This window comes from Streptomyces sp. NPDC053431, from assembly GCF_044544925.1.
Lineage (GTDB): Bacteria > Actinomycetota > Actinomycetes > Streptomycetales > Streptomycetaceae > Streptomyces.
The window spans coordinates 242,567-263,468 of record NZ_JBITXX010000008.1 but is presented as its reverse complement, the minus strand read 5'-3'; the positions used below and the strand labels follow the sequence as shown (position 1 = coordinate 263,468).

19 protein-coding genes are annotated in these 20,902 nt (G+C 75.2%); 8 read left to right on the top strand and 11 right to left on the bottom strand.

The genetic code is table 11. The features are described 5' to 3' along the window. The first annotated feature begins 178 nt into the window (after positions 1-178). Positions 179-1,396 carry a low temperature requirement protein A gene (locus ACIGXE_RS21085; RefSeq protein WP_399749504.1) on the top strand — a complete coding sequence of 406 codons (1,218 nt, stop codon included), beginning with the start codon at positions 179-181 and terminating at the stop codon, positions 1,394-1,396. Positions 1,397-1,454: 58 nt separating this feature from the next. Here the strand turns inward: ACIGXE_RS21085 and ACIGXE_RS21080 are convergent, their stop codons facing one another. The 5 genes from ACIGXE_RS21080 to ACIGXE_RS21060 form a co-directional block, all read right to left on the bottom strand. Next, positions 1,455-1,616, bottom strand: a complete 162-nt coding sequence (locus tag ACIGXE_RS21080; RefSeq protein WP_399749502.1) for a hypothetical protein — start codon at positions 1,614-1,616, stop codon at positions 1,455-1,457. Between the two features lie 53 nt (positions 1,617-1,669). Next, positions 1,670-1,972 (bottom strand): hypothetical protein, encoded by a 303-nt coding sequence (locus ACIGXE_RS21075; RefSeq protein WP_399749500.1) that lies wholly within the window; start codon positions 1,970-1,972, stop codon positions 1,670-1,672. 85 nt (positions 1,973-2,057) lie between these two features. Further along, positions 2,058-3,563 (bottom strand): amino acid permease, encoded by a 1,506-nt coding sequence (locus ACIGXE_RS21070; protein ID WP_399749498.1) that lies wholly within the window; start codon positions 3,561-3,563, stop codon positions 2,058-2,060. A gap of 66 nt (positions 3,564-3,629) precedes the next feature. Then, positions 3,630-5,822 (bottom strand): phage holin family protein, encoded by a 2,193-nt coding sequence (locus ACIGXE_RS21065; RefSeq protein ID WP_399749496.1) that lies wholly within the window; start codon positions 5,820-5,822, stop codon positions 3,630-3,632. 386 nt (positions 5,823-6,208) lie between these two features. Next, complete coding sequence (locus ACIGXE_RS21060; protein WP_399749494.1) at positions 6,209-6,613, bottom strand: hypothetical protein; 405 nt, start codon at positions 6,611-6,613, stop codon at positions 6,209-6,211. A gap of 230 nt (positions 6,614-6,843) precedes the next feature. Here ACIGXE_RS21060 and ACIGXE_RS21055 point away from each other — a divergent pair, with 230 nt between their 5' ends. Together ACIGXE_RS21055 and ACIGXE_RS21050 are read left to right on the top strand one after the other, a co-directional pair. Further along, entirely contained in the window at positions 6,844-7,617 is a 774-nt protein-coding gene (locus ACIGXE_RS21055) for an MBL fold metallo-hydrolase (protein WP_399749492.1), read from the top strand. Positions 7,618-7,741: 124 nt separating this feature from the next. Continuing rightward, the gene (locus ACIGXE_RS21050; RefSeq protein ID WP_399749672.1) at positions 7,742-8,386 is read left to right on the top strand and encodes a DedA family protein; all 645 of its coding nucleotides are present in this window, start codon (positions 7,742-7,744) and stop codon (positions 8,384-8,386) included. Between the two features lie 97 nt (positions 8,387-8,483). On the opposite strand, the gene ACIGXE_RS21045 is transcribed toward ACIGXE_RS21050, so the two are convergent. From ACIGXE_RS21045 to ACIGXE_RS21030, 4 genes are all read right to left on the bottom strand, one after another. Then, positions 8,484-9,299 (bottom strand): HEAT repeat domain-containing protein, encoded by an 816-nt coding sequence (locus ACIGXE_RS21045; protein WP_399749490.1) that lies wholly within the window; start codon positions 9,297-9,299, stop codon positions 8,484-8,486. A gap of 114 nt (positions 9,300-9,413) precedes the next feature. Further along, positions 9,414-10,451, bottom strand: a complete 1,038-nt coding sequence (locus ACIGXE_RS21040; RefSeq protein ID WP_399749488.1) for an MBL fold metallo-hydrolase — start codon at positions 10,449-10,451, stop codon at positions 9,414-9,416. An 83-nt stretch (positions 10,452-10,534) separates the two neighbouring features. Then, a complete protein-coding gene (locus ACIGXE_RS21035; RefSeq protein WP_399749486.1) occupies positions 10,535-11,782 on the bottom strand; it encodes an aminotransferase class I/II-fold pyridoxal phosphate-dependent enzyme in 1,248 nt (415 codons plus the stop codon). A gap of 454 nt (positions 11,783-12,236) precedes the next feature. Beyond that, positions 12,237-13,430 (bottom strand): sulfite oxidase, encoded by a 1,194-nt coding sequence (locus ACIGXE_RS21030; protein ID WP_399749485.1) that lies wholly within the window; start codon positions 13,428-13,430, stop codon positions 12,237-12,239. A gap of 117 nt (positions 13,431-13,547) precedes the next feature. Between ACIGXE_RS21030 and ACIGXE_RS21025 the strand changes: the two genes are divergently transcribed. From ACIGXE_RS21025 to ACIGXE_RS21010, 4 genes are all read left to right on the top strand, one after another. Continuing rightward, positions 13,548-14,066 (top strand): GNAT family N-acetyltransferase, encoded by a 519-nt coding sequence (locus ACIGXE_RS21025; RefSeq protein WP_399749483.1) that lies wholly within the window; start codon positions 13,548-13,550, stop codon positions 14,064-14,066. Positions 14,067-14,182: 116 nt separating this feature from the next. Next, the gene (locus tag ACIGXE_RS21020; protein WP_399749481.1) at positions 14,183-14,809 is read left to right on the top strand and encodes a GNAT family N-acetyltransferase; all 627 of its coding nucleotides are present in this window, start codon (positions 14,183-14,185) and stop codon (positions 14,807-14,809) included. An 88-nt stretch (positions 14,810-14,897) separates the two neighbouring features. After that, positions 14,898-15,710 (top strand): methyltransferase domain-containing protein, encoded by an 813-nt coding sequence (locus tag ACIGXE_RS21015; protein ID WP_399749479.1) that lies wholly within the window; start codon positions 14,898-14,900, stop codon positions 15,708-15,710. A gap of 191 nt (positions 15,711-15,901) precedes the next feature. Further along, positions 15,902-16,768 (top strand): alpha/beta hydrolase family protein, encoded by an 867-nt coding sequence (locus ACIGXE_RS21010; RefSeq protein ID WP_399749477.1) that lies wholly within the window; start codon positions 15,902-15,904, stop codon positions 16,766-16,768. A gap of 66 nt (positions 16,769-16,834) precedes the next feature. On the opposite strand, the gene ACIGXE_RS21005 is transcribed toward ACIGXE_RS21010, so the two are convergent. Further along, entirely contained in the window at positions 16,835-18,895 is a 2,061-nt protein-coding gene (locus ACIGXE_RS21005; RefSeq protein WP_399749475.1) for a DUF5107 domain-containing protein, read from the bottom strand. Positions 18,896-19,044: 149 nt separating this feature from the next. Here ACIGXE_RS21005 and ACIGXE_RS21000 point away from each other — a divergent pair, with 149 nt between their 5' ends. After that, on the top strand, positions 19,045-19,377 hold the full coding sequence (locus ACIGXE_RS21000; RefSeq protein ID WP_399749473.1) for a DUF6204 family protein: 333 nt from the start codon (positions 19,045-19,047) through the stop codon (positions 19,375-19,377). Here ACIGXE_RS21000 and ACIGXE_RS20995 read toward each other — a convergent pair. Continuing rightward, positions 19,365-19,928, bottom strand: a complete 564-nt coding sequence (locus ACIGXE_RS20995) for a GNAT family N-acetyltransferase (protein WP_399749471.1) — start codon at positions 19,926-19,928, stop codon at positions 19,365-19,367. The two genes, ACIGXE_RS21000 and ACIGXE_RS20995, sit on opposite strands and share 13 nt — an antisense overlap. Positions 19,929-20,902 lie beyond the last annotated feature (974 nt).

Here is a 20,902-nt window from a genome sequence, read left to right as displayed (position 1 = left end):
GGGTGGACCGGGTGGTCCGCGCGGACGGGGTGCGGGACCGGGGCGCGGGAACCGGCCGCCGGAACGGGACACGGGACCGGGGCGCGGGACCGGGGCGCGGGACCGGGGCGCGGGACCGGGGTAGGGTTCGCGCCTGGATGGCCGGATGAGGCCGGCCCGTTCGTTCAGGGGGATTGCCGTGGGGGGCAAGGGACGGTCGCATCTCGTCGCGACCGGCGACGACCACAAGGTCACACCGGCGGAGCTGTTCTTCGACCTGGTCTTCGTCTACGCGATCACGCAGGTGACGGCGCTGATGGCGGCCGACCCCTCGCCGGTGCGGGTGGTCGGGGCGATGGCGGTGCTGGCACTGATGTGGTGGTGCTGGTGCGCGTTCTCGTGGCTGGGCAATGTCGTACGGGCCGACTCGGTCGCCCTGTTCGGGGTGCTGGTCACCGTGATGGCCGTGGTGTTCGTGGTGTCGCTCGCGGTGCCCGAGGTGCTGGCCGACGCGCCGGGCGGGCTGCCCGCGCCGCTGGTGTTCGTGCTCAGTTACGGCGTGGTGCGGGTGCTGCACCTGGTCTCGTACCGCCTGGGCAGCCCCGGCGACACGGTGCTGCACCGCGTCCTGCTGCGGACGGCGCTGATGTCGGTGCTGCCGCCGTTCGTGCTGCTGCTCGTGGGCTGCGCCTACGAGGGGACGACCCGGCTGCTGCTCTGGCTGGGCGCGGTCGCCGTGGACTACGGCGCGATCTTCGTGACCGGCTCGTCGGGCTGGCGGGTCAACGCGCCCGGACACTTCTCCGAGCGGTACGGGCTGATCGTCATCATCGCGCTCGGCGAGTCGATCGTCGCGATGGGCGTGGGCATGGAGGGCTTCCCGCTGACCCTCGCGGTGATCGGGGCGTGCGGGGCGGGCCTGCTGCTGTCGGCCGGGCTGTGGGCGCTGTACTTCCGCCGCTTCGGCCAGGGCGTCGAGCACCGGCTCGCCGGGCTGGAGGGCGACGAGCGGACCCGGTTCGCCCGGGACGCGTACACCTTCCTCCATCTGCCGCTGGTGGCGGGCGTGGTGCTGTGCGCGCTCGGCATGAAGAAGGTCCTCACCCAGGTCGCCGACACCGGCCACTACGGGCTCGCCGAGCCGCTGCACGGGACCGTGGCCTGGTCGCTCACGGGCGGGGTCGGGGTGTTCCTGCTCGGCTCGGCGGCGATCGTGCTGCGCGCGGGCGGGCCGCGTCCGACCCTGCTGCTCGTGGGCGGCGTGTGCTGCCTGGCGGCCGGCCCCCTGGTCGCCCGTGTCCCCGCGCTGCTCGCGCTGTCGCTGCTCGCCGTCGGGGTCCTCGTGCTGGTCCTGACCCACGGGCGCCGCACGGCCGGGGCCCCGGCCGCCGCCGAGGACCTGCCGCACGCGGCGTGAGGACGTCCCCGGCGGCGGAGGCCGGTGCCGGGCCCGGTCGGGCTCGGGTGCGGGGCGGTCAGTCCGCCCGGCGCTCCGGTTCGGCGGAGCGCTCCGGCGCGGGGCGGGCGACGGTCGGTTCCGTTTCGTGTGCCCGCTCGGCGCGGTGGGCGGTGCCGCGTTCGCGGGCGGCCTCGGCGCGCAGCAGGGCGTGCAGGACGGCGTAGGGGTCGAAGGGCATGGTGAGGCTCCTTGCGGTGAGGGGGGTGAAGGGTGCGGGAGAGGCCTGGCCTCTCAGCACCGCATCACCGCCGACCGGGGAGCGTCGCCCTGCGCGGACGGTACGGGGACGGGGACGGCGTCGCCGCCGGGCGGGGCGCACCGGGCGGCCCGCGGCGGTGCGGGACGCCGTACGCCGCGGATCGGCGGGGCGGCCTCGGTCTCGGCGGCGTCATGGCTCTCGGCGCCCGGATCGGCCGCCGCGGAGACGGAGCGCGGCTCGCTCTCGGCGCCCGGCAGCCCCGCCCCGGCGCCCGCGCCCAGCAGCGCGGCGAGCACGAGCAGCACCGCGAGCGCGAACCGGGCGAGGGGCCTCATGGAGATCCGTACTGCCCCGCGGGAAGGGCGGTAGGCCGCCCGGGCGGCAGATCCGCCCGGGCGGCCTACGCCCCCGGCCCGCTTTTCACCGCACCGGGCGTCCGGAGGTGCGGGCCTTGCGGGCCGCCATCACCGCGTACACGAGGACGCCGACGAAGAGGAACAGCACGCCCTGGTAGACGGCGGCGTAGCCGGAGCCGGCGACCAGCCAGAGGGAGAAGCCGAAGGCGGCGAGGGCGAGCACGCCGTCGCGGGCGAGGCGGGCCCGGGAGACCTTCTCGCGCTGTCCGGACAGCAGGAAGTGGATCTGGGCGGCCGTCGAGAGCAGGTACGGCACGGTGGCGGTGAAGGTCGTGACGAGGACCAGGATCTCGAAGACGCCCTGGGTGCCGGCCGTGTAGTTGTAGACCGTCAGGAGCGAGGCCAGCACGAGGGTGACGACGACACCGGCCGTGGGGACACCGCGCCGCTTGACCGTGAAGACCTTCGGGAAGAGGCCGTCGCGGGCCGCGGCGTAGGGGGCCTGGGCGCTGAGCAGGGTCCAGCCGTTGAGCGCGCCGAGGATGCTGACCATGGCCATGCAGGCGACGGCCACGCCGCCCCAGGAGCCGCCGAACATGACGTTCGTGGCGTCGGAGAAGGGCGCGGTGGAGGTGACCAGCTTGTCGTGGGCGACGGTGCCGAAGACGGACAGGGTGCCGAGGAGGTAGACCGCGGCGGCACCGAGGGTGCCGAGGACGGTGGCGCGGCCGACGTTGCGGCGCGGGTCGCGGACCTCGCCGGCGCTGACGGCTGCGGACTCGACGCCGAGGTAGCTGAAGAGCAGGATCGCGGCGGACGCGGAGACCGCGCCGAGAGGGCTGCCGCCGCTCGCCTGGAAGGGGCCCAGGTTGGCGCTGTCGAAGAAGAGGAACCCGCCGACGGCGACCAGCAGCAGCGGCACGAACTTGAGCACGGTCGCGACGACCTGCACCGCCCCGACGTAGCGGGTGCCGGCCAGGTTGGCGAGGCCGGGCAGCCACTGGAAGGCCAGGGCGGCGGCGATGGTGGCGAACGTCGAGCCGTGGACGGGCACGACGACGTCGAGGTAACCGACGGCGGCGACGGCGAGGGCCGCGTTGGAGACCCAGGCGGTGATCCAGTACGACCAGGCCGCCAGGAAGCCGGCGAAGTCGCCGAAGGCGGCCCGGGCGTAGACGTAGGGGCCACCGGTCTGCGGGAGCCGGTGGGCGAGCCGGCCGAAGACGAGGGCGAGGGCGAGGGCGCCGAGGGTGAGCACGCCGAAGGCGAGCAGGCTGATGGTGCCGAAGGGCGCGACGGAGGCGGGGAGGAGGAAGATGCCGCCGCCGATGATGTTGCCCATGACGAGGGCGGTCGCGACCGGCAGTCCGAACCGCCGGGCGTGCTTGCCGGCCCGGGGGTCCGGCCCGTCGACGGCGGGGTCGTGCTCGCCGACGACCGGGACCTGCTCACCGGCGGAGGTGGGGCCCGGTGATGCGGGGGCGGGGGATGCGGGGCCCGGTGATCCGGGGGCAGGGGATGCGGGGGCAGGGGATGCGGCAGCCGGGGGTACGGGGGTGGCCGTGCTCATGGGGGGTGGTGCGCCTCTCGTCGTACAAACGTCCCCATGGTCCAAAAGGCGGGACAGCGTTCCAAATCAGCCGTTTTTGTCCCGCACGACTGGCCCGTCGACCGGAAGAAGTTCTTCCGCACCGCTCTTCGACGGGGAAATCTCCAGGGGCACCTGCGGCCCCTCGCTCTCCCGCAGCCAGCCGCGCAGCACCTGGTGCACCTGCTCGGCGCCGACCAGATCGTCGGGAGGGGCGGCCAGCTCGCGCGGCCAGAGCAGGAAGGGGCGCCCTTGTTCGCCCCCCAGCCCGCCGTGCGAGCCGATCTGCTCCTCGAAGGCGTGGACGGTGCCGGTCGCCGGGTCGTACATCGAGTTGACCATGATGTCGGCGACGTGCGGAAACCCGTCGGTGCGCCGTACCGCCGCCGCCGCGCCGGGGCCGAAGCCGGCGAGCGGCCCCTCGGCGGCACCGTCGGCGAGTTCGGCGACCGGCACCTCGACCCCGTCGCGGGCGAGCACGACCGAGCCGTGCTCCTCGCTCGCGACGAGCAGGAAGCCGATGCCCGGGTGGCGGGCGAGGGTGGGCAGCAAGGCCGGGTGCAGCCGGTCGATCTCCTCGCGGGTCATCCGGTGCGGCACGCCAGGGAAGGAGACGAGGCCGAGGTTTCCGGAGGCGAGCACGACCGGCTCGGGCGCCCGGGCCGCCGCGACCGCCGCCGCCTCCGCGCCCTCCTCCCCCTCCTCGTCCGCCGTGTCCAGGGGCCGGTGCAGCGCGCTGCGCAGGGCGTCGCGGGCGGCGTCCCTGGCCTCCGAGCCTCCCCCGGACTCCGGCCGGGAGTGCCTCCGGCGGGACCGGCGCACCCGGCGCGGCACCGGCAGTCCGCAGCCGGCCCGCACCAGATCGCGCAGCGTCAGCCCGTACGCGGACTCGAAGGTCTCCCCCGGGCTCTGGCCGTGGTCGGAGAGGAGCACGATCCGGTACGGGCGGGGCGCGTGCTCGGCGACCTTGGCGATCAGGGCGATCGCCCGGTCGAGCCGCGCCAGGACCTGGTCGGTGTCGGGGCCCTGCGGCCCGGAGTGGTGGGCGACCTCGTCGTACGCGACCAGGTCGGCGTAGACGGCGGTACGGCCGGCGAGCATGTCGCCCATCACGGCCGCGACCACCACGTCCCGCTCGACGACCGTGGCGAAGGCCCGCACGAAGGGGTAGAGGCCGCCGCGGGAGACCCGCGGGGACACGCGGCGCAGCCGGGCCCGGACCGACTGCAGGATCTCGCGGCAGGCCTCGGCCACGAAGGAGCCGGCGGTCCGGACGGCGTTGGCGGGGTCGGAGAAATAGGCGAAGTAGCCGGCCCGCGAGCGGTTGCGCCGGCCGCGGCGGGCGGCCATCGACAGGACGAGCGCGAGCTGGTCGGCGCCGCCGCTGAACAGATTGCCCCGGGAGGCGCCGTCGAACGTGAGCAGCCCGCCGTCGCCGGTGCGCGCGACGGCGCGGCGCTGAAGCTCGACCGCGCTGGCGGGCCGGTTGGAGACCATGAGCCGGCCGGTGTCCTTCTCGTACCAGCGGAAGGCGGGCACGTCCTCGTTGGACCCGTGCAGGATGCCGAGCTGGCTGGCGCCGGTCTGGCTCGACCAGTCGGTGCGCCAGGGAGCCAGGGTGTGGCTGCCGGCCAGCCAGTCGGCGACGGTGGGCATCCGGCCGTCGGCGACGGCGTCGCACAGCACCCGGTGGCCGACGCCGTCGAGTTGGAGGAAGACGATGCCGGGAACGGGTTCGGCGCCGCCCTCGCGGACGATGCGGGGGCGCTTGCGGTCCGTGAGCCGGTAGAGGCGGCGCCGGTAGGCCTCGTCGTCGCGGACGGCGAGCGCCGTGGAGGTGGCCGAGGCGACGGCGGACATCACGGCGGCGACCACCACGGCGGTCTCGGGCGCGGCGGCGCCCCGGCCGTCGGGGATCAGCCAGAGCGCGACGAGCAGCAGCGAGCCGTTCAAGAAGAACACCAACAGGCCGAGCAGGAGCGCCGGTACGAGCAGCAGGGCGCGCACGATCAGCGGCCAGACCAGCGCCCCGAGCAGCGCGAAGGCGCCCGCGCCCCAGGCGGCGGTGAGCGCGGTCCTGGTGACGCTGTCGCCGTCGGCGGACTGGAGCTGGAAGTCGGGGAGGAGAGCGGCCAGGACGAGGAGGGTGAGCGTGGAGACCGCCCACACCGTGACCACCCGGAACAGGGCCCGCCCGGCGCTCCGCCAGCGGCCGGGGGTTCGCCCTCGCCGTTCACCCACGCCTGGTTCACCTTTCACCCGTTCCCTTCCTCAAGCGTGGCACAGCGGCCGGGGGGCGGGACGGGGAGACGGGTGTTCGAACGGGCGGGTGGCTCCCGGGGCCCGACCTGCCCGACTTCGAGCGGGGGCAGGTCGTGGTGGTGGTGGGGGTGTGCGTGCGGGCGGGACCAGGAGGTGGCCTGTCGGGCGGGGCGAGGACGTGGCCTGCCGGGCGGGCGCAGGAGGCGGCCAGGCGCGGGAGCGCTGCGGGAGCGCTCGGGAGCCGTCGTACCGGCGCCGTGCCGGGGGCGCGCGCTCAGGGTCCGGCGTATCCCGCGGGCGCGCTCAGGAGCCGCCGTATCCGGCGGGCGGGCGCTCGGAAACCGGATCGTTCCCCGCGGGCGTGCTCAGGAGCCGTCGTATCCGGCGGTGGGCATGGAGAGCCGGCGGTGCACCCCGGCCTTCATCGGCGCGTCGTACGCCGGTTCGTCGAGCCCGGCGGTCTCGAGCCGCACGCCGCGCCGCTCGCACTCGGCGAAGAACTCCGGCACGTCCGTCAACGCGCGGGCGAGGACACGTTCGTTCGGGGCGACGAAGAGGTCCACGGTGCCCTCCTCCACGTCCGCCCACAAGGCCTGGTGGTCGGGCCTCATGCCGTAGCAGAGCAACTGCCGCGTCACCACGTACCCCTTGTCCCGGGCCCAGCGGACGCACATGGCGTACTGGCTGCGGGTGTCCACCAGGAAAGGGTCTTCGTCGAGCTCTTCGAGCGGGGTGAGGCTGGCGATCGCCGCCACCCGAACGTCGTCCATGAACCGACCCTACTGCGTCCCGGGGCACCCGAGCAGCCCTTCGGTATACCAAGTGCGGGTGGTCCGGCGAAGACCGGCCACACCGACGGCCCCGGACATCTACCCTCGTTTCGGAGGCGTCGTGCGTTCGGCAACGGGAACCATGGGAACGTGGCCGGCGGCACCCGGCCACGGGAACTCGCTCGGGAACTCGGCTACGGGAACTCGGCTACGGGAAGGGTGGCGTACCGGTGGAGGTCACCTGGTGGGGTCATGCCACGTGCACGGTCGAGGACTCCGGGGTCCGCTTCCTGACCGATCCGCTCTTCGCGCGCAGGCTGGCGCATCTGCGTCGCCGCCGCGGCGCGCTGCCGCCGCCGGTGGCGGCGCGGGCCGAGGCCGTGCTCGTCTCGCACCTGCACGCCGACCACCTCCACCTCCCGTCGCTCGCCCGCCTCGCCCCGGGCACTCGCGTGATCGTGCCGAGCGGCGCCCCCCGGGCCGTGCCGGCCCTGCGCCGGCTGGCCGGCCGGGGGCTGCGGCTCACGGAGCTCGGGCCGGGCGACGAGGTGTCGGTCGAGGGCGTGACCGTACGGGCGGTGCCGGCGCTGCACGACGGGCGCCGGCTCCCGGTCGGCCCGCACCGCTCCCCCGCCCTGGGTTACGTGGTGGAGGGCGAGGCCCGGACGTACTTCGCCGGTGACACCGGCCTGTTCGACGGCATGGCGGAGGCGGTCGGCCCGGTGGACGTGGCGCTGCTGCCGGTCGGCGGCTGGGGGCCGTACCTGGGTCACGGCCACCTGGACGCGGGCCGCGCCGCCCAGGCACTCGCCGCGCTGTCCCCGGCGGCCGCGGTCCCGGTCCACTACGGCACGTACTGGCCGATCGGCATGGACGCGATCCGTCCGCACGAGTTCCACGCACCGGGCGACGAGTTCGTCCGCCACGCCGCCCGGCTGGCCCCGAAGGTGACGGTGCACCTGCTGGAGCACGGCGGGCGGGTCCGCCCGGAGGTGGCGCGGTGAACCGACCCGGCGGGAGAACGGGGGCAGGGAGGGGTGCGCGTACAGGCAGGGGTGCGGGGTCGGGGTCGGGGACGGAGAGGGGTACGGGTACGGGTACGCATGCGGGTACGGCGGGGGCCGCGTGGTGATCGAGCGGCTCGTGACGGTGGTGCGGGAGCTGCCGCCGGAGTCGACGCAACAGGCCGTCGGGTATCCGTCCCTCTTCCTGCTCGTGGCCCTCGGCGCGCTCGTGCCCGTGGTGCCGACGGGCGCGATCGTGAGCTCGGCCGCCGTGGTGGCCTTCCACCAGACGACGCCGCTCTCGCTCCTCTTCGTCTTCCTCACGGCGTCCGGCGCCGCGTTCCTGGGCGACCTGGCGCTGTACTGGCTCGGGCAGCGGGGCGTCAGGTCCCGCAACGGTTCGCGCTGGCTCGCGGCCCTGCGCGGCCGGGTCACCCCGGAGCGACTGGCCCACGCGCAGGACCGCCTGGACAGCCACCAGGTACCGGTGCTGGTGCTGTCCCGCCTGGTGCCGGCGGGGCGGATCCCGGTGATGCTGGCCTGCCTGCTCGCCGGCATGCCGTTGCGGCGCTTCGCGCGCGGCGATCTGCCGGCGTGCCTGGCGTGGGCGGCGACGTACCAGCTCATCGGCATTCTGGGCGGCTCGCTGTTCCCCGAACCGTGGCAGGGCGTGGTCGCCGCGGTCGGGCTCACGGTCCTGATCAGCGCCGCACCCGCGCTGTGGCGCCGCCTGCGCGGCGCTCGCCACGAACCCCCCGGGGCCGGCTAGGCATGTCCTCCGGATCCGGCCCGATCAGCACCGGGCCCGATCAGCACCGGACAGGCGGTGCCAGGGTGCGGGCGTCGCCCCCCGGCGGCGGACGCCGTCACCCGTCGGGCAGGTCCTGGTCGCGGACCTCCGCCACCGCCTCGCGGACGTCGGGGTGCGGATCGTCGGCGAGTCCGTCGAGCAGGTCCGCGACGCCGGGGGTGGTCCAACGGCCCACCGTCCAGACCAGGTTCTCCCGTACCCCGGGGTCGGGGTGGGCGGCGAGGGGAGCCAGCCGGTCGACGGGCCCCCGTCTGCGCATCCCGAACCAGTGCAGCGCCTCGGACAGCACCGCTGGGTCCCCGGGATCGCCGGCCGCCGCGATCCTGGCGAGCAGCACGCCGACGGGCGGCGGCGGCCCGTCGAGCGGATGGGGCAGCCGCTCGCGCAGCCGCCGGCCCCCGTACTCGCCGCGGACGCGACAACCGAAGCACGTGCAGGGCCGTACGCCGTGCGCGTCGGGCCGGTAGCGCCAGCCGGCGACCTGCGGCACGTTCCTGATCCGGTGCACCTCGCGCGGCCGGACCGCGCGGGGCACGAACACCTCCCAGCCGCGCGGGTCGTCGAGCGCGGCGATCCGCCGTACCGACTCGGCCGCGGACACCCTCGACCGGGCGTTCCGGGCCCGGTCCGCGTAGTGCCCGACCCACACCTGCTGCTCGTCGTCGAGTCGCACGTGCACGGCCACGAGTCCGCCGCGGCTGCCGAAGCGGGCCAGTTCGCGCAGCCATTGGTGGGTGAGCGTGTACGAGGGCAGCACCGGGAAGCAGTACACCCCCCGGTCACCGCCCTGCCCCCGCCCGTCCGCCCGGATCCCGGACCGCCGCACGCGCGGCGCGTTCGCCGCGGAGGTCAGGTGCACGAATATCGCCATGCCCCTGATCACACACCAGCACGCCGGCCCTCCGCACCCGGTTTCCGGTCGGCGGCCCGGCCGGCGGCCCCGAGGCCCGGCCCCAAGGCACGGCCCCTAGGCGTCGCACGGGCCCTAAGCGTCGAGGACGCGGGACGCGCCCACCGCCAGGTCCCACAGGTCCTCGCGGGGCAGGCCGGCGTCTTCCCAGGCGGCGAGGACGCGGGTGAGGGGTTCGAGGACGGGTTCCGAGGAGAGGACGAAGGTGGCCCAGTGCATGGGGGCCATGCGGCGGGCGCCGAGGTCCTGGAAGGCGCGGACCGCTTCCTCGGGGTCGGTGTGGACGTCGCTGAGCCACCAGCGCGGCTCGTAGGCGCCGATCGGCAGCAGGGCGAGGTCGATGCCGGGGAGGCGGCGCCCGATCTCGGTGAACCAGTGTCCGTAGCCGGTGTCGCCGGCGAAGTAGATCCGGCGGCCGGCGCGGTCGGTGAGCACCCAGCCGCCCCACAGCGAGCGGCAGGTGTCGAGCAGGGTGCGCTTGGACCAGTGGTGGGCGGGGACGAAGTCGAAGCGCACACCGCCGAGTTCGGTCGCCTCCCACCAGTCGAGCTCGGTGACGCGGCTGAACCGCCGGCGGGTGAACCAGCGGCCGAGGCCGGCCGGCACGAACACCGGGGTGCGGCGCGGGAGTCGCTTGAGGGTGGGGGCGTCGAGGTGGTCGAAGTGGTTGTGGCTGATGACGACCGCGTCGATCGGCGGGAGGTCCTCCCAGCGGACGCCGACGGGGGTGAGCCGGGCCGGGGTGCCGAGGATGCGGCGGGACCAGACGGGGTCGGTGAGGACGGTGAGACCGCCGACGCGCAGCACCCAGCTGGCGTGTCCGGCCCAGGTGACGGCGAGGGTGTCGGGCCCGGCCTCGGGCAGCGGCCCGGGGGCGAACGGCAGCAGCGGGATGTCGCGCAGCCCCTCCGGCCCGGGGCGTACGGCGCCCTCGCGGGCCAGCCGGGCCATGGCCCGGACGCCGGGCAGCGGGGCGGTGAGCCGGTCGGCGAAGCTGCGCGGCCAGTCGCGGCGCAGCCGGCCGAGGGGCTGGAGGGTGGGTGCCGGGTGCGGGGCGTGGGGGGTGGGGGCGGAGTGCGGGGCCCGGGGTGGCCGGGCCGTCTGTTCCGTCATCTCTGCGGCCTCCGTCTGTTCCGTCAACCGTTTGTCGAAGCGTCGCCGAGCCGTCGCCGTCGCGGCGTGGCCGGCCGGCTCCGCTAACCGGTCAGTTCGTCGAGAGCGGCTCCGAAGGAGCTCAACGCGCCTGCCACGTGCGGCAGTTCCTCGGGGCGCGGGGATGTGAGGGATTCCGTCCGTTCCTCCTCCGTGGCTCCCAGGAAGGACGCGGTGTCGAACCGGACGCGCAGCGCCCCGAGTTCGTCGCCGAAGCGGTGGCCGCCGGGGACCGGGGTGCCGAGGCGCTCGGTGAGGTGGTTCTCCAGCTCCAGGGAGTCGGTGACGCCGCGGGCGGCGAGGCCGGCCCGCAGCGGGCCGAGGTCGGCGTACACGTGCCGCCCGGCCTGCGGGGGCCGGGAGACGCCCCCGGCCGCGAGCACGGCGTGGTGGGCGGCGGCGGCCACCCGCCCGTGCACCCGGGCGGTCAGCCGGGCCCGTACGGTCACGTCCTCGGGTTCGTCGAGGGCGTGGGCGGCGGCCGCGGCGAAGGGCCCGGGGACGAGCGCGCCGAGCGCCGTGAGGATGTCGAGCGTGCGGGCCCGCTGGTCGCCGTAGCCGTCGGCCCGCGCGACGGCGACGGGCGGGAAACGGGCGACGGCCAGGGGCCAGGCGGCGGGGGCGAGGGCGCCGGCCAGATCCGTGAGGACGGTGACGTCGTCGGGGCACATCTCGGCGGGACTGAGCAGCACGGTCTCCTGGGGCCGGTGCAGGGTGTCCCGCCAGGTCTCGTCGCTGACGATGTGCAGCCCCTCGGCGACGGCCGCCTCGCAGGCCTCGCGCACGAGCTCGGGCGGGGCGACGGTGGCGGTGGGGTCGTCGGCGACGGAGATCAGCAGGAGGCGGGGGTCACCGCCCTCGGCGCGGATCCGGCGGACGGTCTCCAGAAGGGCGTAAGGGTCGGGGACGCCGCCGCACTCGGCGGGGGTGGGCACGTGGTAGGCGGGGCGGCCGAGCAGCCGGGCCTGCGGGGTCCACCAGGCGGGGCAGGGACGGGGCAGCAGGACGTCACCGCCATGCGCGGCGATCAGGGCCAGCAGGAGGGGCGGGGCGCCGGGCGCGGCGACGACGTCCTCGGCGTGGGTACGCAGTCCGCGCCGCCACCAGTAACCGGCCGCGGCCTCGCGCAGCACCGGCCCGCCCCCGGGGGGCTCGGGGCCGGTGCGGCCGGCCGCGGCGGCGAGGAGGGCGGTCAGGCCGGGCAGCACGGGCAGGCCGGGCTCCGGAGCGGGCGGTCCGTAGCGCACCGGCCCGCGGCCTTCCGGGGCTGTCCGCCGCGCGTCCCGCTGCATGTCCCGAACCTCCCGAACCTCCTGAGCCGGCGAACCCGCCGGGCAGGCCGGCCACCGACCGGGGCGCACGCGAAGCTCGCCCCGAGAGCCTTCAGAGCCCTTTATACGGAGGTTCGAGCGATTTCGCCGCTTGTGACGCCGTTCGCGAGGCGGTTCGCCCGGCGGCCCGAGCGGGGGCGGGGCCCGGACGACGCCCCGACGGGGGTTCTGGGACGAGGGTCGCGGACAACGTCCCGACGGGGCTCCGGGGCTCCGGGGCTCCGGGGCTCCGGGGCTCCGGGGCTCCGGGGCTCCGGGGCTCCGGGGCTCCGGGGCTCCGGGGCTCCGGGGCTCCGGGGCGAGGGTCGCGGACAACGTCCCGACGAGGTGCCGGGTGGCGAGGCCGAGGCGGTGTTCGGACAGGCGAGGTCCGGACAGGCGCTGTGCAGACCTGCGATGTTCAGACCTGCGATGTTCAGACGACGGTGACGGAATGCCGGACGACCGCGTCGAACAGATATCCCTGCGTGTTGTGCACGGCCCGCTCGGGCTGCGTGTTGCCGGCCGCGTCGGTGACCCGGGAGAGCAGGGTGACGGGCCCGGGGCCGTACGGACGCCAGGGCGTCTGCCAGCGGACCCAGGGCGCGTGGCGCGTGGGCCCGAGGAGCCGGGCGGGCCGCCAGCGGGCGCCGCCGTCGGTGGAGACGTCGACCCTGCGCACGGGCGCGTACGCGGACCAGGCGCGGCCTTCGAGCCGGTGCGTCCGGCCGGCTTCCAGGGTGGCGCCGAAGGGCAGCTCGTACGCGCTCTTGAGGGTCTGGCGGGTGAGCGGGGCGCTCCCGCCGGGCGGGTGGGCGGCGCCGAAGAGCCGGTAGTAGTCGGTGGACCAGGGCGAGGCGAGCGGGGTGCGCGACACCTCGATGTCGCCGAGCCACTTGACGGACGCGATGCCGACCCAGTGCGGCACGACGAGCCGGACGGGGTGCCCGTGGTCGTACGGGAGGGGCTCGCCGTTCATCTCGTACGCGAGGATCACGTCGTCCAGGGCCTTCGCGACGGACAGCGGGCGGCGCACCCGGCCGAGGTCGACGCCGCCGGCGACGTACGGGGCGTCGAGTCCGCGGGGCTGGACGTCGACCGCGTCGGAGGCGATGCCGGCCAGCCGCAGCACGTCGGACAGCCGCGCGCCGCGCCAGCGGGCCGCGCCGATCGCCCCGAGGGTCCAGGGGGTGCCGCTGACGGACTCGCCCTGCTGGGTCGCGTAGAGGCTGCGGCCGTTCCCGGCGCACTCGATCAGGGCCGAACGGGTGACGGACGGCAGGTCACGCAGCTGGCCGTACGTGAAGTGGACGGGCGTACGGCCGTGCAGCCCGTCGCCCCAGACGGTGAGGCGCCAGTCGGCGGCGTCGAGGACGGGCGTGGAGGTGTGGTTCCGGACGAAGAAGCGGTCGACGGGCGTGAGCGGCCCGGTGTCCTCGAAGGTCTCGAAGCGCGCCTCCGCGTTCGTACCGCGGACGGTGAAGTACTCGGGCGGGACCGGCTTGACGATCCCGGGCGCCGAGGACACGGTCGCGGTCGCGCTCGGGGCCGCGGTGGCCGACGGGACCCCGAGGGCGGAGAGCACGGGCGCGGCGGCGATCGCCTTCAGAAGGGTGCGGCGGGCAGGCACGGGCGGTCTGTCTCCTCGGCACGTCGGGAGCGGGTCCGCCACACCTTAGGGGCGGCGAGGGGCCGCGGACGGGGCGTTCATGAACCTGTCATGAAGCCCGTCAAGGAGACTGTCCGGATGAGCACCTACGAGCCGGATCGCGTGACCGCCGTCCCCCTGCGGGGCGCCCGCCTGGACCTGGAGCCGCTGCGGCTCGATCACGCCGCCGAGACGGCCCGGGCGCTCGCCGACCCCGCGCTGCACACCTTCATCGGCGGCGCCCCGCTCCCGGAGCCGGAGCTCCGGGCCCGTTACGAGCGGCTCCTCGCGGGTCCGCCGGACCCGACGACGACGTCCTGGTGCAACTGGGTGCTGCGACTGCGGGAGACCGGCGCGGCGGTCGGCACCGTGCAGGCCACGGTGACACCGGGCGGGGCCGAGATCGCCTGGGTGGTCGGGACACCGTGGCAGGGCCGCGGCCTGGCCCGCGAGGCGGCGGTGCTCCTGGCCGCCTGGCTGCGGGAACGGGGCGCGCCGGCGCTCGTGGCACACGTGCACCCGGAGCACCACGCCTCGGCGGCGGTGGCCCGGGCGGCGGGCCTGGCGCCGACGGAGCAGTTCGAGGACGGGGAGCGGCGCTGGGAGTGGCGGGGGTAGGGAGCACGCATCACGCCGCACGCCGCTCGCCGCACACGGCACGCCGCTCGCCGCACGCCGCTCCACAGACGCCGCTTGCCGCTCGCCGCTCCCCCTCCCCGCCGAGAATGGCGCTCATGTCGATCCGTAGAGCGCTCCCTTCCGACGCCGCCTCCATCGCGGCCGTCCACGTCCGTTCCTGGCAGGCGGCCTACCGGGGCCTGGTGCCCGACCCGTATCTGAAGGGACTCGACGTCGCCGAACGGACGGAGGTGTGGCGCGAACGCCTGACGGGGCCCGCCGCGCCCGTCGTCCTGGTGGCGGAGGACGAGAGCGGATCGGTGACGGCGTTCGCCTCGTTCCGGCCGTGGCCGGACGGCGAGGGAGACACGGGCGGAGGCGAGGGCGGCCGCGGAGGTGAAGGCGAGGGCGGCGGCGGAGGTGAAGGTGCGGGCGGCCGCGGAGGTGAGGGCGAGGGTGAGGCCACGCCCCTGGATGCGGCGGTCACCGCGGAGCTCTCCACGCTGTACGCCGCTCCGGAGGCGTGGGGACGCGGGGTGGGGCGGGCGCTGCTCGCGGCGACCGTGGAGGCGATGCGCGGCGCGGGTTTCCGGGACGCGGGGCTGTGGGTGTTCGAGGAGAACTCCCGGGCCCGCGCGTTCTACGAGAGGGCCGGCTGGCGAACGGACGGAGAGTCCGTCACCGAGGACACCGGCGGCCGCACTCTCCGGGAACTGCGTTACGCACTACCCCTGTTCGGCTAGCGAACTGTCCACATCATGAGAGCGGGGTCTCACATTTCGAGTGACCGGCGTACGGTGATCACACCCACTCACTCAAGGGAGTCCGGTCATGTCGCATGCCGAAACCGCCGTCTACACCCACGGGCACCACGAGTCGGTCCTGCGGTCGCACACCTGGCGCACGGTGGAGAACTCAGCCGCCTATCTGATCCCCGCGCTGCGGGCCGGACTGGACGTCCTGGACGTGGGCTGCGGACCGGGCACGATCTCGGCCGACCTGGCCGCGCGGGTGGCGCCGGGGCGGGTGACCGCCGTGGACGCGGCTGAGGACGTACTGGTGAAGGCCCGGGCCGCCGCGGACGAAAAGGGCGTGGACAACGTCGAGTTCAGGGTCGCTGACGTCCACGCCCTGGACTTCCCCGACGACTCCTTCGACATCGTGCACGCCCACCAGGTGCTGCAGCACGTGGGCGACCCGGTGCAGGCGCTGCGGGAGATGCGGCGGGTGTGCAGGCCGGGCGGGGTGGTCGCCGCCCGCGACAGCGACTACGGCGCGTTCACCTGGTTCCCCGCCTCTCCGGGCCTGGACCGCTGGCAGGACCTGTACCGGCGGGTGGCCCGCGCCAACGGCGGCGAACCCGACGCCGGCCGCCGCCTGCTGGCCTGGGCGCACGAGGCCGGCTTCACCGACGTCACGGCCTCGGCCGCGGCGTGGTGCTTCGCCGGGCCGGACGAGCGGAGCTGGTGGAGCGGCCTGTGGGCCGACCGCACGACCCAGTCGGTCTACGCCCGCCAGGCCGTCGAGGGCGGCCACGCGACCCACGAGGAGCTGTCCGAGGTCGCCGAGGCGTGGCGCGCCTGGGACAAGGAGCCGGACGCCTGGTTCATGGTCCCGCACGGCGAGATCCTGTGCCGGGTGTGAGGCGGGACAGGAAACGGGACAGGCGACGTGGCGAGGCCGCGCTTTGAACAGGCGGCTCCGCTCGTCGTCCCGCGTCGCGAGGACTGTGGTCCGGGGCGAGGGGCCTTTCCGACGAGCGGTGGGCGACGCCGGAGGCGCTGCTGCCGCCACGACCTGGCCCTCGTCGTTCGGGCCGAACCTACGATGTGGCCATGACGATCTCCGGGCGGCAGCCGCTGATACGGGTCCTGTACGACGACTCCCGCGGTGACCTGCGGGATCCGGCTCGTCCGCGACCCGTCCGCATCTACCAGTGGGAACCGGACCGTCCGCCGGCTCCCGCCGCTCCCCTGGTCGTCGTCTCGCACGGCACCGGAGGTTCCGGCAGCAGCATGGAGTGGTTGGTGGGACCGCTGCACGAGGCGGGATTCCGCGTCGTGGCCCTGGACCACCACGGCAACAACTTCGTCGACGGCTACGAGCCGGAAGGCTTTCTGCACGTGTGGGAACGGCCTCGCGACGTCTCCTTCGTCCTCGACGTACTCGCTCGCGAACAGCCCCTCGGGCCGGTCGGCGCGGCGGGTTTCTCCCTGGGCGGCTACACGGCTGCGGCACTCGCCGGTGCTCGTGTCGATCCGCAGATTCTGTGGGCGGTGATGGCGGGGACGGTTCCCCTGCCGGAGATTCCCGAGTTCCCCGGCGCGCTGGAGGCGCTGCGGAAGAAGTATCCGCTCGACGAGTCGTTGCGGCACGTGCTCGACGGCGCCGGGGCGGACCTGTCGGATCCCCGGGTCCGGGCGGTCTTCCAGGTGGCTCCTGGAGTCGGCGGTCTCGTGACCCGAGAGAGCCTGGCCACCGTGCGGGTGCCGGTGGGCATCCGCTGGTGTGGAGCGGACACGGTCAACCCCTACGAGGTCGACACCCGGCCGTACCTGGACCACATCCCCGGGGCGAGTGGCTGCTCAGCCGGCCCCGACGTTCGCCACGAGGACTTCTTCCTGCCGGGACCCGCCAAGTCCGCCGTCCGTGTACGGGTGGGCAGGGAGGCCGCCGCCTTCTTCGAGCAGCACCTTGGCTGAACGCACCTGAGCACGGCATCTGCATCGGCGTCGGCATCGGCATCGGCATCGGCATCGGCATCGGCGTCAGCTCGGGGGACGCATCCTGAAGTCGTAGGCGGCCGGGAGGGGTTCGTCCGTGATGCGGGACCAGAGCTCGCCGAGCTCCTCGGCACCCTCCCGCAGGTCGGCGACCTCGAAGCCCGCGTCGAACACGGCGCGGGCTTCGGCCTTCCGTCCCTCCGCGAGCAGCAGCCGGGCCTCCAGATGGCGAAACGCCCCGCGCGCCCGCACGTCCTCCGGCAGGCGGGACATCACGGCGCGGGCCTGCCCGGTGCGGCCGGTCTCCAGGAGCACGGTCAGCACCTCGCGCCCGAGGGCGGCCGTGACGACGGGGTCGCCGCCGTCCTGGTCGTCGAAGGCCTCCACGTAACGCTCGGCCGCCCGCTGCGGGTGGCCGCCCTCCCGGTCGGCGACGGCCAGGCAGTGGAGCAGCGGCCAGCGGACGGCCGCGTTCTTCAGGCCGCGCTCCCAACTCCGTACCGCCTGGGCGAGATCACCCGCCGCCCACTGGGCGACACCGAGGTGGTACTCGGTGACCGGATCGGCGGGGGCTGTCTCCAGCATGTCCCGCCACGCGTCGGAGACCAGCGTCGCCCAGGGCCGCGCGCCGAAGTCCGTTCCTCCGACGCCCTCCCTGTTCCAGCCGCCTCCCGCCTCCTCCGCAGCGTCCCCGGCGTCCGCCGCGTTCGCGGCATGCGCGGCAGGGAAGGCCCCCGTGCGGAGCAGGTGGAGCCAGGGCCGCTGCTCCTCGCCGAGCAGTTCCTCGGGGAAGGGTGTGCCGGGCAGGTCGTAGCCGCCGCGGAGCACTTCGAGCGCGCCCCAGCCGGAGCCGGTGGCCAGCGGCGGGCCGGGTTCGGCGTCGGCGAGGACGGCGCGCCACTGCTGGTAGGCGGCGTCGACCTCGGCCCGGGGCAGCGCCGCCTCCAGGGCGCTCTCGACGCTCGCGCGGGCGGCGGCCCAGTCCGTGCCGTGCGCCGCGGTGGCCGGGTCGGCGGTCAGCGGGCCGTACACCTCGAGCCAGGACACCTCCTCACCCGCCTCCAGGGGCGGGTGCTCCAACTGGGTGCGGGCGAGGCCGGCCTGGATCTCGGCGTAGCCCGGGGTGCCGGGCTCGGTGAGCCAGTCCTGCCAGCGCCGACCGCCGCGGCCGGTGCCCCACAGGAACAGTTTGCGGCCGAGCAGCCCGTCCGTGGAGGTCTGTACGAGTCCGGCGCCGTGCTCGTCGAGGGCGGCGATCCAGCGCCGGCCGCCGTCCGGCAACGCGTAGAAGTAGTCGGCGGCGTGGGTGCTCCGCAAGGGGTACGTACGGTCGGTGCCGTCGGGGGTTCGGGGCACCGGGACGCGGCGCAGGGCGTGCTCGTATCCGAAGTGCCAGGCCTCGTCCGCGGGGGCGAGGACGCGGCGGTCCTCGGGGACGGCGGTGTTGGACCACCAGTAGCAGGGGACGGCTCGCTCGTGCGGGTTGCGGACGCGGATGCCGACGCGCAGGTGTTCGGCGCCGTCCGGCAGCCACAGGTCGACCTGGAACGGCAGGTCGCGCAGCCGTTCCCACTCCCACAGGCGCACCATACTGCCGCCGTCGGGCGCGGGGACGACCGCCGCGTGGAGCGGGGCGCAGGAGAGGGTGGTGTGACCGCGGGCGCCGATGTTCCACTCGATGCCGCCGGAGAACCAGGCGCCGTTGAGGGCGAAGGCGGCGGGTTGCAACACCGGGTTGCGGTAGAGGAGTTCGCGGCCGGTCGGCTTGTGGAGGAGGGAGTGGACACGGCCGCCGAGGCCGGGGAGGACCGTGACGCGCAGCAGGTCGTTCTCGATCTCGATCGTGTCGAGGGCCGCGGGAACGCGCTCGCGTCCGTATCCGTCGCGGACCCGGGTGGGCAGCAGGGTGCGCAGCGGGGCGCGGCCGAGCTGACGGGCCATGTCGCGCGGGATACGGTCCCGGTCGCTCTCGTCGACGACGAGGACCGTGGGCTGGGCTCCGCTCGCGGGGCCGGTCGCGTCCAGCAGACGGAGCGCGGGCAGGGGGTTGTCGGGGCCCAACTGCGCCGCGGGCAGGGTGAGTACGGCACGTCGTACGGTCGTCATGCCGAGAATGGAACACGGCGGAACCACCGCTGGCCAGAGGGTGGACAACGGCCCTCGGGAGGCTTGACCCAGAAATTCCGTTGCGGCGTAAACACGCCGCCCTAGGGTGGTTCCGTCACGGATGAGACGGCGCGGAAAGGGCGCGGGGAATGAGCGAGCAGCACACCTACCGGGTGATCGTGCGAGGGACGTTCGACGGACTGTCGGAGGAGAGCCGGAGCCGGCTGCTCGCCGAGGTCGACGAGCACGGGCTCTCGGCGATGGAGTTCACGGAGGAGGGCTCCCTCACCTACGACCGGACGTTGAAGCACTTCTCGTACCGCCTGGTCGTCGTCTCCGACGCGGCGGACGGCGAGGAGATGGCGGGGGCGATCGCGGAGGATCGGGTGGAGCAGGCCCTGAAGGGGCTGGGCCACGGTTACGCGGGACTGAGGTCCACGGTCACCGACATGGACACGATGAAGATCAACTACAAGCGCTGAGCTGCGCTTCCGGGGCCGTCGGCGGTGATCGCCCAGCGCTCGTGGTCCCGCCAGGCGCCGTCGATGAACAGCATGGCCGGCGAGAAGCCCTCCAGCCGGAAGCCGGCGCGGCGGACCAGGGCGCGGGAGGCGGTGTTTCCCGGCTGGATGTTCGCCTCCAGGCGGTGCAGGCCGAGCGGTCCGAAGGCGTACGCGAGGACGAGTCCGAGGCCTTCGGAGAGGAGGCCGCGGCCGGCGGCGTGCGCGAAGGCGCCGTAGCCGAGGGCGCCGGAGAGGAAGGCGCCGCGGACGATGTTGTTGATGTTGACGAAGCCGGCGATCCGTCCGTCCGCGCGCTCGCAGACGAGCAGGCCGACCCGGGCGGGGTCCTCGATGAGCTGCCGCGCGTAGGCCTCGTAGGCCTCCGTCGTCCGGGGCGGGAACAGCCACGGGCGGTGCAGCGGGCGGCTCTCGCGGGCGCGGGCGGTGAACTCCTCGGCGTCGCCGAGGGAGAACGGCCGGAGCGCGACGCGGGGCCCGACCGTGAGATACCCCCCAAGATCGTCAACCATCCCCCCAGGCTAGCCGCCACGGCCCCACCCCGCGCCCCCCACCGGACGCCCCTATCTCTCGGTGCCTGACATGCCCCCGACCCCGGCACACGTGAAGCCACCCCAGACGAAGCGGGCGCCCCTCCGCCCCTCCGCCCCCCCACTCGCCACGTCTGCTCGGCCCCCCTCAGGCCCGCCTCCACCCACTCCACACGCCCGCCCGACACCTGCCTGGCGCCCCCAAGCACGCCTCCGCCCACCGAGGTGCGACTGAACTGCGCCCCCGACCAGGCCCGCCATCGGCGGTATGGGCGCACACTCCCCCCCGCCGCACACCTGACCGACACCCCTCCCGGCCCGCCTCCGCCCACCGCCAGGTGGGCACCCCGGCCTCGCCCCTCGACGCGGGGCGCCCGCCCACGCCCCGCGTGGGACGCTCGCCCATCTCCGTGTGGGCAATCGTCCCGCTGGGGCGGGACGGGTGGGCACACGGGACCGCGCTTGGCGGCGCGTCCGCTCCTTGCACCTACGCCCGCCCCTTACGGCGCCGCGCGGTCTCGGCGGGCGTCAAAGCGGTAGGGCCTGGGCGCGGCAAGGCGCTGCGTTCCGTTGTGCCCACCCGTTCCGCCCCAGCGGAACGACTGCCCACAACGGGGACGGCGGGCGGCGGGCGCGGCCCACAACGGGGCGGGCGCAGCCCACGGCGGGCGAGGGCGCGGCCCACAACGAGGGCGGCGGGCGCGCGCAGTACGCCGCGGGGGCCGCGAGGGGCGGGCGCAGCCCGAGGGGCGGGCGCAGTCCCGGAGGCCGGCGCAGCCCGGGGGCGGGCGCAGCCCCACCACGGGCGCAGCCCGGGGGCGGGCACAGCCCCACCACGGGCGCAGCCCGAGGGGCGGGCACAGCCCCACCACGGGCGCAGCCCGAGGGGCGGGCACAGCCCCACCACGGGCGCAGCCCGAGGGGCGGGCACAGCCCCACCACGGGCGCAGCCCGAG